At 71.0% G+C, this 13,686-nt stretch carries 11 protein-coding genes; 10 read left to right on the plus strand and 1 reads right to left on the minus strand.

Features of this window, described 5'->3' with window-relative positions; genetic code table 11:
- Positions 1-92: 92 nt before the first annotated feature.
- The 6 genes from ACFWBD_RS36890 to ACFWBD_RS36915 all read left to right on the plus strand — a co-directional run bounded on the left by ACFWBD_RS36890 (position 93) and on the right by ACFWBD_RS36915 (position 8,057).
- Entirely contained in the window at positions 93-1,163 is a 1,071-nt protein-coding gene (locus ACFWBD_RS36890) for a LacI family DNA-binding transcriptional regulator (RefSeq protein ID WP_385677017.1), read from the plus strand.
- A gap of 105 nt (positions 1,164-1,268) precedes the next feature.
- Positions 1,269-2,624, plus strand: a complete 1,356-nt coding sequence (locus ACFWBD_RS36895) for an endo-1,4-beta-xylanase (protein ID WP_385677020.1) — start codon at positions 1,269-1,271, stop codon at positions 2,622-2,624.
- 83 nt (positions 2,625-2,707) lie between these two features.
- Entirely contained in the window at positions 2,708-3,763 is a 1,056-nt protein-coding gene (locus ACFWBD_RS36900; protein WP_385677023.1) for an LCP family protein, read from the plus strand.
- Positions 3,764-3,954: 191 nt separating this feature from the next.
- A complete protein-coding gene (locus ACFWBD_RS36905) occupies positions 3,955-4,311 on the plus strand; it encodes a YciI family protein (protein ID WP_351757808.1) in 357 nt (118 codons plus the stop codon).
- 243 nt (positions 4,312-4,554) lie between these two features.
- The gene (locus ACFWBD_RS36910) at positions 4,555-5,784 is read left to right on the plus strand and encodes an RNA polymerase sigma factor (RefSeq protein WP_385677046.1); all 1,230 of its coding nucleotides are present in this window, start codon (positions 4,555-4,557) and stop codon (positions 5,782-5,784) included.
- A 221-nt stretch (positions 5,785-6,005) separates the two neighbouring features.
- The gene (locus ACFWBD_RS36915) at positions 6,006-8,057 is read left to right on the plus strand and encodes a TolB family protein (protein WP_385677028.1); all 2,052 of its coding nucleotides are present in this window, start codon (positions 6,006-6,008) and stop codon (positions 8,055-8,057) included.
- Here ACFWBD_RS36915 and ACFWBD_RS36920 read toward each other — a convergent pair.
- The gene (locus tag ACFWBD_RS36920) at positions 8,035-9,231 is read right to left on the minus strand and encodes a methyltransferase domain-containing protein (protein WP_385677031.1); all 1,197 of its coding nucleotides are present in this window, start codon (positions 9,229-9,231) and stop codon (positions 8,035-8,037) included. The genes ACFWBD_RS36915 and ACFWBD_RS36920 overlap by 23 nt on opposite strands.
- A gap of 206 nt (positions 9,232-9,437) precedes the next feature.
- On the opposite strand from ACFWBD_RS36920, the gene ACFWBD_RS36925 reads away from it, so the two are divergent.
- From ACFWBD_RS36925 to groL, 4 genes are all read left to right on the plus strand, one after another.
- Positions 9,438-10,361, plus strand: a complete 924-nt coding sequence (locus ACFWBD_RS36925; protein WP_385677034.1) for a polysaccharide deacetylase family protein — start codon at positions 9,438-9,440, stop codon at positions 10,359-10,361.
- On the plus strand, positions 10,358-11,182 hold the full coding sequence (locus tag ACFWBD_RS36930) for a polysaccharide deacetylase family protein (RefSeq protein ID WP_385677037.1): 825 nt from the start codon (positions 10,358-10,360) through the stop codon (positions 11,180-11,182). The genes ACFWBD_RS36925 and ACFWBD_RS36930 overlap by 4 nt, the downstream gene beginning before the upstream one ends.
- A 370-nt stretch (positions 11,183-11,552) precedes the next feature.
- Positions 11,553-11,861, plus strand: a complete 309-nt coding sequence (gene groES / locus ACFWBD_RS36935) for a co-chaperone GroES (protein ID WP_020132158.1) — start codon at positions 11,553-11,555, stop codon at positions 11,859-11,861.
- Between the two features lie 111 nt (positions 11,862-11,972).
- On the plus strand, positions 11,973-13,598 hold the full coding sequence (gene groL / locus ACFWBD_RS36940; RefSeq protein ID WP_385677040.1) for a chaperonin GroEL: 1,626 nt from the start codon (positions 11,973-11,975) through the stop codon (positions 13,596-13,598).
- Positions 13,599-13,686 lie beyond the last annotated feature (88 nt).

Below are 13,686 nucleotides of genomic sequence, written 5' to 3' on the forward strand. Positions count from 1 at the left end.
ACGAATGTTTCGAAGTATACTTCGAATGTTCCGGGAACCTATGGCGTCGCAATAGGTTCGTCAAGAGGTCGCGTGGCGATACGATCGCCGCCATGACACCCTCGGAGCCCGCGGAAACCCGGACAGCAGCACGGACAGAAGCGCGGCCGACGCAGACCGCGACGCTTGCGGAGATCGCCCGTGAGGCCGGCGTATCGGCACCGACTGTTTCGAAGGTCCTCAACGGCCGAGCCGATGTCGCCCCCGCGACCCGCACCCGCGTCGAGGAACTGCTGCGCGCCCACGGTTACCGCCGCCGCCGCGCCGAGGCGACCCGTTCCCCGCTGATCGACCTGGTCTTCCACGAGCTGGAGAGCGCCTGGGCGATGGAGGTCATCCGGGGCGTGGAGAACGTGGCGCGGGACGCCGGGCTGAGTGTCGTGCTGAGCGAGAGCGCCGGACGGCTGACGCCCGGCCGGACCTGGGCCGACCAGGTCGCGGCCCGCCGCCCGCACGGTGTCGTGCTGGTCCTCTCCGGGCTCGACGAGTCCCAGCGGGCGCTGCTGACCAGCCGGTCCATCCCGTTCGTGGTGATGGACCCGGCCGGTGACCCGGGGGCCGACGTGCCGTCCATCGGGGCCACCAACTGGCAGGGTGGCCTGGCCGCTACCCGGCACCTGGTCGAGCTGGGGCACCGGCGGATCGGGGCGATCAGCGGGCCGCCGCAGATGATGTGCAGCCGCGCCCGGATCGACGGCTACCGGGCCGCGCTGGAGACGGCCGGGCTGCCGGTCGACCAGCAGCTGATCAAGACCGGCGACTTCCACCACGAGACCGGCTACCGGCTCGGCCGCGAGCTCCTCGACCGCCCCGACCGGCCCACCGCCGTCTTCGCGGGCAACGACCTCCAGGCGCTCGGCTTCTACGAGGCGGCCCGTGAGCTGGGACTGCGCATCCCGGAGGACGTGAGCGTGGTCGGCTTCGACGATCTGCCGGTGGCCCGCTGGGTGGGCCCGCCGCTGACGACCGTACGGCAGCCGCTCACGGAGATGGCCGAGGCGGCGGCCCGGCTGGTGCTGGAGCTGGGGCGCTCCAGGACCGAGGAGACGCCGACGGCGACGCGGGTGGAGCTGGCGACGAGTCTGGTGGTGCGGACGAGCACCGGGGCTCCGCCCGCCCGGTAGGAACACGGGTGGCCGGAAGTTGACGTATTGACGGGTGTGACGAACGCCCCCACACTCCTCCGAAGTCAATCGGTTGCACGACCGAAACTTTCGGAGGCACCCGCAATGAGATCCTCCAGTTCGTCGATACGTGCACGTCTCGCCGCCCTGCTCGCCGGGGCCGCCACCGTCGGCGCCCTCCTGACCGGAGTGGCGCACGCCGCCGACACGCCGCTGCGCGAGCTCGGCGCGGCCAAGGGCAAGGTCGTCGGCACCGCGGTCACCGGGTCCAAGCTCACCGGGACCTACGGCGACCTCGCCGGGGCGCAGTTCGGCTCGCTGACCCCCGGCAACGCCATGAAGTGGGGCTCGGTGGAGCCGACCCAAGGCTCCTTCAGCTGGGCGGAGGCCGACCAGATCGTGGCCTTCGCGCAGGCCCACAGCCAGCAGGTGCGCGGTCACACCCTGGTCTGGCACAGCCAGAACCCGAGCTGGCTGACGAACGGCAGCTGGACGTCCGCCCAGCTGACCACCCTGCTCCAGAACCACATCAACACCGAGGTCGGCCGCTACCAGGGGAAGATCGCCGCCTGGGACGTCGTCAACGAGCCCTTCAACGAGGACGGCACCTACCGCTCGACCCTCTGGTACAACGGCCTCGGCGCGGACTACATCGCGAACGCCCTCACCTGGGCCAGGGCCGCCGACCCGGCGGCGAAGCTGTACATCAACGACTACAACGTCGAGGGCGTCAACGCGAAGAGCACCGCCCTGTACAACCTGGTCAAGTCGCTGAAGGAACGGGGGGTTCCGATCGACGGGGTCGGCCTCCAGGCCCACCTCATCCTCGGTCAGGTCCCCTCCACCTTCCAGCAGAACATCCAGCGCTTCGCCGACCTCGGCGTCGACGTGGCCATCACCGAGCTGGACATCCGGATGACGCTCCCGTCCGACAGCGCCAAGCTGGCCCAGCAGAAGGCCGACTACAAGGCGGTCACCGCGGCCTGCGTGGCGGTGACGCGCTGTGTGAACCTCACCGTGTGGGGCTTCACCGACTCCGACTCCTGGGTGGAGAGCACCTTCCCGGGGCAGGGGGCGGCGACGCCGTACGACGCGAACTACGCGCCGAAACCGGCGTACTACGGCATCGCGGAGGCGCTGGGCGGCACGACGACACCTCCACCGACCGGCGCGTGCGCGGCGGCGTACAGCGTGGGCAGCCAGTGGAACACCGGGTTCACCGGGAACGTCACGCTCTCCTGCTCGGGCGCCGCGCTGTCCTCCTGGAAGGTGACCTGGACGTACGGCGCGGGCCAGCAGATCACCCAGGCCTGGAACGCCGGCTGCACCCAGTCGGGGGCGGCCGTGACGTGCGTGAACGCCTCGTACAACGGGACGGTCGCGGACGGGGGTTCGGTGAGCTTCGGGTTCAACGCCAACTGGAGCGGCAGCAATCCGGTGCCGACGGTGACGCTGGGCTGAGGAACGTGAGATTTTCACAAGAAGTTCGCCGTCAGGCAGCGGTCCTAACAGTTCGCTCATAATTCGGACTTACGTTCCTGTGCGTGACGCGACACGAGGAGCAGGGCGACGCGGGCAGACAGACGGGCCGGCGGTCGAGAGCGCTGAAGGCCGCCGGCATCGCACTGGCCGCCGCCCTGGTGGTGGGCATCGGGACGGCGGGCTGGGCCTACTGGCACCTCAACGACAACATCAAGAGCGTCGACATCGACACCGCGCTCGGCGACGACCGCCCCGCGAAGGCGGTCACGACCCCTGCCCCGTCCGGCTCGGCGTCCGCCTCCCCGCTGCCCACCGAGGCCGTGAACATCCTGGTGCTGGGCTCGGACTCGCGCAGCGGCGAGGAGAACCAGGCGCTCGGCGGCGGTGACAGCTCCGGCGCCCGTTCCGACACCGCGATGGTCGTGCACATCGACGCGGGCCGGACGACGGCCACCGTTGTCAGCATCCCGCGCGACACCCTCGTCACCCGCCCCTCCTGCCCGCTGTCCGACGGCGGTTCGACGGCGGTGGCGTACGGCGCGATGTTCAACACCGCCTACTCGGTCGGCGGTCCCGTGTGTGCCGTGAAGACGGTCGAGTCGATCACCGGCGTCCGCATGGACCACTACATCGAGGTCGACTTCTCGGGCTTCGCGAAGCTCGTGGACGCGCTCGGCGGGGTCACCGTCACCACCGACGAGGACATCGACGACGACGACAGCCATCTGCGTCTCGCGGCCGGCACCCACCATCTGGACGGCACCAGGGCGCTCGCCCTGGCCCGCACCCGGCACGGCATAGGCGACGGCAGCGACCTCGGCCGGATAGGCCTCCAGCAGACCCTCGTGAAGGCCCTGCTGGAGCAGATCGCCTCGACCGACCTGCTGACCAGCCCCACCCGGCTGTACGCGGTCGCCGAAGCGGTCACCGGCAGCCTCACCACGGACACCGGCCTCGACTCGCTCGCCGAGCTGATGGAACTCGGCCAGAGCCTGAAGGGCCTCTCGGCCGCCCGGCTCAAGACGGTGACCATGCCCGTGGTGGCGGCCCCCTCCGATCCCAACCGGGTGGTGGCGCAGGAACCGGCGGCGAGCGGGCTGTGGGAGTCGCTGAGGTGAACCAGGCGCTGCTCGCGGTGGGCGCGACGGCGGCCGGGCTGACGCGTGGGAAGCGGGCGCGACCTGCGGAAACGCCGGGCGGAAGACTTTCCCGGGAAAAATGCGGCGAGGGTGTCGATCCGGCCGTCCCCCGTTCGACGAAGGGGTGAGAGGCCGGGAAGGACCCGGCTCACCGCACCCGAGGAGTCACCATGCCCCGCTACCTGTCGCTCGTGAAGATCGACGAGGCCACCGCCCCCGCCGAGGGCCCCAGCCCCGAGCTGATGCAGCGGATGGGCGAGCTGATCGAGGAGATCACCAAGGCCGGCGTCATGCTCGACACCGCCGGGCTCACCCCGTCCGCGCAGGGCGTCCGCGCGCACTGGGAGGGCGGGAAGATCTCCCTCACCGACGGACCCTTCACCGAGTCCAAGGAGGTCGTCGGCGGCTACGCGCTCATGCAGTGCAAGGACATGGCCGAGGCCATCGAGTGGACGAAGCGGTTCCTGAAGGTGCACGAGGAGCACTGGACGGTGACCTGTGAGGTGCGGGAGATCGCGGAGGGCTGAGCCTTCCTTGGCCTGAACGACTGCCGGGGTGTTCGATGGTGGGCTGTGGACCAACAGCCCCCCTCGGATCCCCGTACCGCTCCGGATCGCGGCGTCGCCTCGGAACCCGGTACCGCTCCGGATTCCGGCGCCGCCTCGGATTCCCGTACCGCGTTGGACGCTTACGGCGCCTCGGATCCCCGTACTGCCCCGGATCCCCGCGCCGCCTCGGATCCTCGTACCGCCAAGGATCCGCGTACCGCCATCGAGACTGTTTTCCGTCTCGAGTCTCCCCGCGTCATCGCCGCCGTCGCCCGGGTCGTCCGGGATGTCGGCATCGCGGAGGAGCTGGCGCAGGACGCGCTGGTCGCCGCGCTGGAGCAGTGGCCGCGCGACGGGGTGCCGGACAACCCCGGCGCCTGGCTCACCGCCACCGCCCGGCATCGCGCCGTCGACCTGGTCCGCCGCCGGGAGAACTACGCCCGCAAGCTCCAGGAGATCGGCCGCGGCCTGGACCCGACGGCCCCGCCGGAGGAGCCCGCCGACCCCGACGCCATCGACGACGACCTGCTCAGGCTCGTCTTCACCGCCTGTCACCCGGTGCTGTCCGCCGAGGCTCGCATCGCCCTCACCCTGCGCCTGCTCGGCGGCCTGAGCACACCCGAGATCGCCCGCGCCTTCCTGGTCCCCGAACCGACCGTCGCCCAGCGCATCGTCCGCGCCAAGAAGACCCTGGCCACCAGGAACATCGCCTTCGAGGTGCCCTACGGACCCGACCGCGAGGCCCGGCTCGGCTCGGTCCTCGACGTCATCTACCTCATCTTCAACGAGGGGTACGCGGCCACCGCAGGCGACGACTGGCTGCGCCCGGCACTGTGCGAGGACGCGTTGCGGCTGGCCCGGCAGCTGGCGGCCCTGATGCCGAAGGAGCCCGAGGTCCACGGTCTGGTCTCGCTGCTGGAGTTCCAGGCGTCCCGCACGGCCGCCCGCACCGCCCCCGACGGCAGGCCCGTCCTCCTGAAGGATCAGGACCGGCGCCGCTGGAACCGCATGCTCGTCGCCCGGGGCATCGCCGCCCTCGACCGGTCCGGCGCCACCGCGACCGGCGCTCCCGGCCCCTACGCCCTCCAGGCCGCCGTGGCCGCCTGCCACGCGCACGCCCACACCTACGAGGACACCGACTGGACGGCCATCGCCACCCTGTACGGACTGCTGGCCGCCCGGACCCCGTCGCCGGTCGTCGAACTCAACCGCGCGGTCGCCGTGTCGATGGCGGACGGTCCGGGGCCCGCGCTGGAGATCGTCGACAGCCTCGTCGCCGAACCGACGCTCCGCGACTACCACCTCCTGCCCAGCGTCCGCGGCGACCTGCTGCTGCGGCTGGGCCGGACGGCGGAGGCGAGGGCCGAGTTCGAGCGGGCGGCGGAGCTGACGGGCAACGAGCGGGAACGGGAGCTGCTGCGGGCACGGGCCGACGAGTGCCGTGGGACCTGAAGCAGCTCGAAAACCGGCAACTTCCGGCAACTTCCGGCAACTTCGAACACATGTTGCTTGTATTCCCGTTCCCTTTGCGCCTGCGGCGACTTAGAGTGATCCGGCCGCTGTGAAACGACTGTGTGGCCGAAGGTATTGGCGACGGGGGACGACGCCGACCAGGCCCGCGCGCGGCTCCATCGACAGCATGCGCCATCACATGATCCCCGGGGGTCTACAACTTGAGACTGTTCACGCGCCGCCGTGCCGCGGCGCTCGCCACCGTGGCGGCGCTCGCCGCCGCGGGCACCCTGGCCGCCGCACCCGGCGCCGTCGCCGACGACGCCGGGCCCTGGCCGGGCACCGAAGGCAGGATCCTCAACGACGGAGGGTTGCTGATCGACCCCGTCACCGGCAGTACCAGCACGATCCCCAACGTGGGGAGTTACGCCACCTGGGCGCCGGACGGAAGCCGCGTGGTCAGCGTCTCCGGCCAGATCTCCAGCGTGCTGCCCAACGGCACCAAGAAGATCACCCTGCCGTGGGCGCAGGGCCTGCGCTCCAGCGCCCCGTACGAGGACCTGACCTTCTGGAACGGCGGCCGTTACGTCGTCTTCGCCAGCGGCGGCCAGCTCGCCTACGGTCCCTCCGACGCGTCGTGGGCGCCCGGCCCGCTGCTGCCGGCGAACCTGGAACCGGCCACCGTCTGCGACTCCGAACCGAGCGTGAACGTCAAGGGCCTCGTCGCCTTCGAGCGCCGCGCGGGCAGCTGCAACGCCGGTGCCGGCGTGTACGTCTACGACGGCGCCGCGAACACGGTCAAGCTCGCACTGGCCGACGCCGAGCAGCCCGCCTGGTCGCCGGACGGCACCAAGCTGGCGTTCGTCCGCAAGGACACCGACGGCAACCCCCAGATCTTCACGGCGAACGCCGACGGCACCGACGTCAAGCAGCTCACCACCGGCCCACGCCGGTACGCCGCTCCGTCCTGGTCACCCACTGGCAAGCGGATCGTCTTCGACGCCCACACCTCGCCGAACAGCGACGACGTGCACACCGTCGAGTACGTCGACACGGTGACCGGCGAGCTGACCCCGGTCACCGGCGCGGCGCAGAGCAACTACGTCGGGAACCCCAGCTGGCAGGCCCTGCGCAAGAACAGCACCGCGCGGGTCTGGGGCGCCAACGACTACCTCACCGCCACCGCCTCCTCCCGCTGGACCTGGAACACCGTCGGCCAGAGCGAGCCCGGCCTGATGAACGCCAAGTCCGCGGTGCTGGTCAACCAGGACGACCCGGCGTACGCCGTCGCCGCGCCCGCCCTGGCCGGCCGGAAGGAGGGCCCGGTGCTGATGACCCAGAAGACCGGGCTGTCCTCGACGACGAAGAACGAGCTGAAGCGGATGCTGCAGCCGGGCAAGCCCGTGTACCTGGTCGGCAGCGCGTCCGTCCTCGACAACAACGTCCTCAACCAGGTGAAGGCGCTCGGCTACGTCCCCGTACGGCTGACCGGCGCGGACCGATACGCGACCTCGGTGATGGTGAGCAAGACCATCAGCTCCGCCCCCAAGTACGTCTTCCTGGCCGGCGGCACCGAGTACCGCGCGGCTCTCTCGGCGGCGGCCGCGGCCGGCTCCGACGGCGCCGCCAGCGCGGGCGGTGTCGTGCTCACCAACGGCAACAAGCTGACCGCGTCGGTGCAGACGTACCTCAACAGCCTGAACCCGGACAAGACCATGATCATCACGGTCGGCTCGGCGGCGAAGTACGCGCTGACCCACTCGAGCTTCTCGCGCTGGCCGTCGACGTACTCGTACTACCCGATCTCGGGTACCACGGATCCGTCGATCTCGGTGGCCATCGCGATGTTCTGGTGGTCCGCGCCGAGCCAGACCGGCCTCGCCTACTCCGGCTCCTGGCGCGACGGCGTGTCGGCGGCCTCGGCGATGAACGTCTTCGGGCCGCTCCTGTGGACCAGCAGCGCCGCCGCCCCGTCGGCCGAGCTCACCAGCTACTTCCAGCGTGAGACGGCCAGCGTCAACTTCACGGCGGCCTTCGGCGTCAACAGCTCGATCTCCCCGGCCGCGCTGAACACCGTGGGCGCCACGATGGGTCCGGGCAGCGCCTACGTCGACTACCACCCGTACTTCAACGGCGTCATCCCGCCGAGCACGTCGGCGAGCGCCTTCGCCGCGCGCACCGACGGCGACGCCCCGGCCACCACCGTGCAGCGTCCCGGCCAGGTCGGCGCCCAGCCGAACCTGGCACCGCTCAAGACGCTCCACCGGCAGTAACGGCCGGCCTGGCGGGGGCCCCGACGAGCATCGTCGGCGCCCCCGCCACCCGCGTCAGGAACACGGTCGCCGAATTCGGCCCCTGCCCCTTGGGAAGCACCTTCTTCCGCAGCTCCTCCGGCTCCACCGCGGACCCCCGCTTCTTCACGGTCAGGATCCCGACCCCCCGCTCCCGCAGCAGCGCCTTCAGCTTCTTCACGTTGAACGGGAGCCGGTCGGTGATCTCGTAGGCGGTGGCGTACGGGGTGGGGCGCAGGGTGTCGGCGGTGATGTACGCGATGGTCTCGTCGATCAGCCCGCCGTCGAGCTCCCGGGCCACGTCGGCGACCAGATGGGCCCGGATGACGGCGCCGTCGGGCTCGTACAGATACCGCCCGACCGGCCGGACGTCCGGGTCGGGCAGCCCGGAGCCGAGCAGGGTCCGCGGCCCCGGGAGCAGGGTGGCCCGCACGGCCCTGGGCTCGGTGCCGAACCACAGCACCGCCTCCTTCACGTCCCCGCCGTCCGAGATCCACTCGGCCTCGGCCTCGGCCGGGATCGCCTCGTGCGGCACACCGGGCGCGATCTTCAGGGCGGCGCGCGGGGCGGCGAGGGCGGCGCCGACCGCCCACGACAGGGGCGGCGAGTACGCCTCGGGATCGAAGATGCGCCCGCGGCCTCCCCTGCGCGCCGGATCGACGAACACGGCGTCGTAGCCACCGGTGTCCACCTCGGTGACGTCCGCCTCGCGCACCTCGATCAGTTGGCTCAGCCCCAGCGCTTCGGCGTTCGCGCGGGCCACCTCCGCCGTGACCGGGTCCCGGTCCACGGCCAGCACCCGGATCCCGGCCCGGGCGAGCGCGATCGCGTCACCGCCGATCCCGCAGCACAGGTCGGCGACGGACGTCACGCCGAGCGCCTTCATGCGCTCGGCCCGGTGGGCGGCGACACTCGTACGCGTCGACTGCTCCACCCCGTTCGGCGTGAAGAACATCCGCTCCGCGTCCTCGGCCCCGAACTTCGCCGCCGCCCGCTGCCGCAGCCGGGCCTGGCCGAGCGCCGCGGACACCAGATCGGCGGGGTGCTCGCGGCGCAGCCGGGTGGCGACGGCGAGCTCCTCGGCGGGCGCGGTGCCACGCACCAGGTCGAGGAGGGCACGGCCCTCGGGGTTCAGGAGGGGAGCGAGGTCGTTCACCACCTCATTGTCGACCAGCCGCCCGCCGCGCAGGTCACCGCCCGCCGCTGCCGGGCTCTTTGGGCCAGTCGGTGGACGGTGTGGCCCCGGCAGCGGTGTCGGACGGGGTTCCGGGACGGTGACTGCGAGGATCCGGCGCCATGGGACCTGTCGTACAAAATGATGACAAGCGCGGCTGTTCTAGGGTGTCGCGTCGGCGCTGCCGGATGCGCGGGCGTGCGGGCGTGCGGAGCCTGATCGCCGTCCTCGCGCTGGCCACCATCGCCTCGGGCTGCGCGGGAGGCGGCGAGGGCGCCGGCCGCCCGGCGCGCCCCGCTCCGGGCCAGCAGCCCGAGAAGGCGGGGCCGCCCCCCGCGGCCCCGCCCGCCCGCGCCCTGCACTCGTACGCCAACAGGCTCCGCGCCGCGCACCGGGCCCGGGTCGCCGCGGCGAAGCGCTGGGGCCTGAAGCAGGTCCCGTTGACACCCCCGGCGCCGCCCGCGCACACACCGGAGATCACCACCCGCAAGGGCTTCGAGGTCGACGATCACGAGGAACTCGGCCTCCCGCCGGTCTTCACCACGATCCCGACCAGGGACCGGGTCGTCTTCCTCACGATCGACGACGGCGCCGAGAAGGACCCGGCGTTCCTGCGCATGATGAGCGAGCTGAAGATCCCGTACACCGCCTTCCTCAGCGACTACCTGGTCAAGGACGACTACGGCTACTTCAAGCAGATGCAGGACCGGGGCGTGGGGCTGAACAACCACACCCTGCACCACCCCTACCTGCCCGCCCTCTCCTACGCCCGCCAGAAGCGCGAGATCTGCGGCATGCAGGACGTGATCGAGAAGCGCTACGGCAAGCGCCCCACCCTCTTCCGGCCGCCTTTCGGCAACTACGACCAGGACACCCTGCGCGCCGCGAAGACCTGCGGAGTGCGCCACGTCCCGCTCTGGGCCGAGGAGGTCTTCGTCGACCACTGGGAGTACCGCGAGTGGGACCGGGACCTCCACCCGGGCGACATCGTCCTGAGCCACTTCCGCGGCCGCGGCGACTGGAAGGGCACGATGCCCGACATGGTCCGCCGGTTCCTGAACAAGGTCACGGCGAAGGGATACGCGGTGGCGCGACTGGAGGACTACCTGTGAGGACGCGGGGGCTGCCGGCCGTACTGCTGATCCTGACGACCCTCACGGCACTGGCGACCCTGGCGGGCTGCGCCCAGTCCGTCGACCCGATCGAACGGCTCGGCAAGAAGGCCGCCGCCCGGGTCCGCCCGCACGGCCCGGCCGGGCAGGACGCGTACCGTCGCTGGGGCCTGACGGCACCCATGGCCCCCGCGCCGCGCCACCCCGCCCGCTCCCTGGCGGGCAGCCCGGGAGCGGCCTTCCCACCGGTCGTCGACCACGTCCCGACCACCGACAGGGTCGTCTTCCTCACCTACGACGACGGCGCCGAACGCGACCCCCGTTTCGTCGACATGGTCCGCGAACTGCGCCTCCCGGTGAGCCTGTTCCTCACGGACCGCGTGGTGGGCCCGGGCTACGCCCACTTCGCCCGCCTCCGGTCCGTCGGCGCGAACATCCAGAACCACACCCTGGACCACCCGGCCCTGCGCGGTCTGCCCTACGCCGGCCAGCGCGCCGAGATCTGCGGCCAGCAGGACAAGCTCCGCTCCCGCTTCGGCCTGCGCCCCCGCCTCTTCCGCCCGCCCTACGGCATCTACGACACGACCACGCGACGCGCCGCCGCCGACTGCGGCATCGAGGCCGTCGTCCTCTGGCGCGCCGCGATGGGCCCCACCGGCCTCACCTACACCCACGGCCCCCACCGCCTCCACCCCGGCGACATCATCGCCGTAGCCCCGGACGAGTCGACGGGCCCGGGCCTGAGAGAACGGACGACCCGCCTGCTGCGACACGTACAGGAGCAGCGCCTGACGGTGGCCAGGCTGGAGGACTACGTCTGAGCGCCGGGGTTCTGATTTCAGCGGGTCTGTTTTCAGCCCGTCCGGGGGCACCCCCTCTGCGGGAGTTCGGGGACGAGGCCTGTGCCAGGGGCCGAAGCGGGGGGCCTGGGGGCGGCAGCCCCTGGCCCGGGGGACCACACGAACACGCGGCAACAAAGGACACTCCCCAGGCTGAAAACCGGCCGACGCGCCGCGGGCATTGGCACTCCGCTTGACCGAGTGCTAATCACGGTCATAGTCTCAGGTCTGGCACTCCCCACTGGAGAGTGCCAATAGCGACGGGCAGGTCCGGCACCCGCGACGACGGATCCACCTGGTCGCCACCTCAGACAGTTAGCCCCGTGAGATCTCCGAAGGGGGAGGTCGGATCGTGACGACCACCAGCTCCAAGGTTGCCATCAAGCCGCTCGAGGACCGCATTGTGGTCCAGCCGCTCGACGCCGAGCAGACCACCGCCTCTGGCCTGGTCATCCCGGACACCGCGAAGGAGAAGCCCCAGGAGGGGGCTGTCCTCGCCGTGGGCCCGGGTCGCTTCGAGAACGGCGAGCGCCTGCCGCTCGACGTCAAGGTCGGCGACGTCGTCCTGTACAGCAAGTACGGCGGTACCGAGGTGAAGTACAACGGCGAGGAGTACCTCGTCCTCTCGGCTCGCGACGTGCTCGCGATCATCGAGAAGTAATTCACCCAGTTTTGCAGTGAACTGCGCTCCTGGCCCCGCGACTTTGTGAAGCCGGGTGCTGGGGGCGCAGTTCGTTTCTCCCACGTTTTCCGAGAGGGCTGAACCGCTCCCATGGCGAAGATCCTGAAGTTCGACGAGGACGCCCGTCGCGCCCTCGAGCGCGGCGTCAACAAGCTTGCCGACACGGTCAAGGTGACGATCGGCCCCAAGGGCCGCAACGTCGTCATCGACAAGAAGTTCGGCGCCCCCACCATCACCAACGACGGTGTCACGATCGCCCGCGAGGTCGAGCTCGACGACCCGTACGAGAACCTCGGTGCCCAGCTGGTGAAGGAGGTGGCGACCAAGACCAACGACATCGCGGGTGACGGTACGACCACCGCCACCGTGCTCGCCCAGGCGCTCGTGCGCGAGGGTCTGCGGAACGTCGCCGCGGGCGCCTCCCCGGCCGCCCTGAAGAAGGGCATCGACGCCGCCGTCAAGGCCGTGTCCGAGGAGCTCCTCGCGACCGCCCGCCCGATCGAGGACAAGGCCGACATCGCTGCCGTCGCCGCGCTGTCCGCGCAGGACACGCAGGTCGGCGAGCTCATCGCCGAGGCGATGGACAAGGTCGGCAAGGACGGTGTCATCACCGTCGAGGAGTCCAACACCTTCGGCCTGGAGCTGGACTTCACCGAGGGCATGGCCTTCGACAAGGGCTACCTGTCGCCGTACTTCGTGACGGACCAGGAGCGCATGGAGGCCGTCCTCGAGGACCCCTACATCCTCATCAACCAGGGCAAGATCTCCTCCATCGGGGACCTGCTGCCGCTGCTGGAGAAGGTCATCCAGACCAACTCCTCCCGCCCGCTGCTGATCATCGCCGAGGACCTCGAGGGCGAGGCCCTGTCGACCCTGGTCGTCAACAAGATCCGCGGCACCTTCAACGCGGTCGCCGTCAAGGCTCCCGGCTTCGGTGACCGTCGCAAGGCGATGCTCCAGGACCTCGCGGTCCTCACCGGCGCCACCGTCATCTCCGAAGAGGTCGGCCTCAAGCTCGACCAGGTCGGCGTCGACGTGCTCGGCTCCGCCCGCCGCGTCACCGTCACCAAGGACGACACCACGGTCGTCGACGGTGCCGGCGACTCCTCCGAGGTCCAGGGCCGGGTCGGCCAGATCAAGGCCGAGATCGAGAACACCGACTCCGACTGGGACCGCGAGAAGCTCCAGGAGCGCCTCGCGAAGCTGGCCGGCGGCGTGTGCGTCATCAAGGTCGGCGCCGCCACCGAGGTGGAGCTGAAGGAGAAGAAGCACCGTCTCGAGGACGCCATCTCCGCGACCCGCGCCGCGGTCGAGGAGGGCATCGTCTCCGGTGGTGGCTCCGCGCTCGTCCACGCCGCCAAGGTGCTGGAGGACGGCCTGGGCAAGACCGGCGACGAGGCCACCGGTGTCGCCGTCGTCCGCCGCGCCGTCGTCGAGCCGCTGCGCTGGATCGCCGAGAACGCGGGCCTCGAGGGCTACGTCATCACCTCCAAGGTCGCCGAGCTCGACAAGGGCCAGGGCTTCAACGCCGCGACCGGCGAGTACGGCGACCTGGTCAAGGCCGGCGTCATCGACCCGGTCAAGGTCACCCGCTCCGCCCTGGAGAACGCCGCCTCCATCGCCTCCCTCCTCCTGACGACCGAGACCCTGGTCGTCGAGAAGAAGGAAGAGGAAGAGCCGGCCGCCGGGGGCCACGGCCACGGCCACTCCCACTGACGCAGCGCGTCGGTACCCCGACCCGGGCCGGTAGGCACTGACCCAGGTCGTCAGCACGGCAGAGGCCCGGCACCCCACGCACAAGGGG

Origin of the sequence: Streptomyces sp. NPDC060002, from assembly GCF_042737245.1 — a bacterium.
GTDB lineage: Bacteria > Actinomycetota > Actinomycetes > Streptomycetales > Streptomycetaceae > Streptomyces.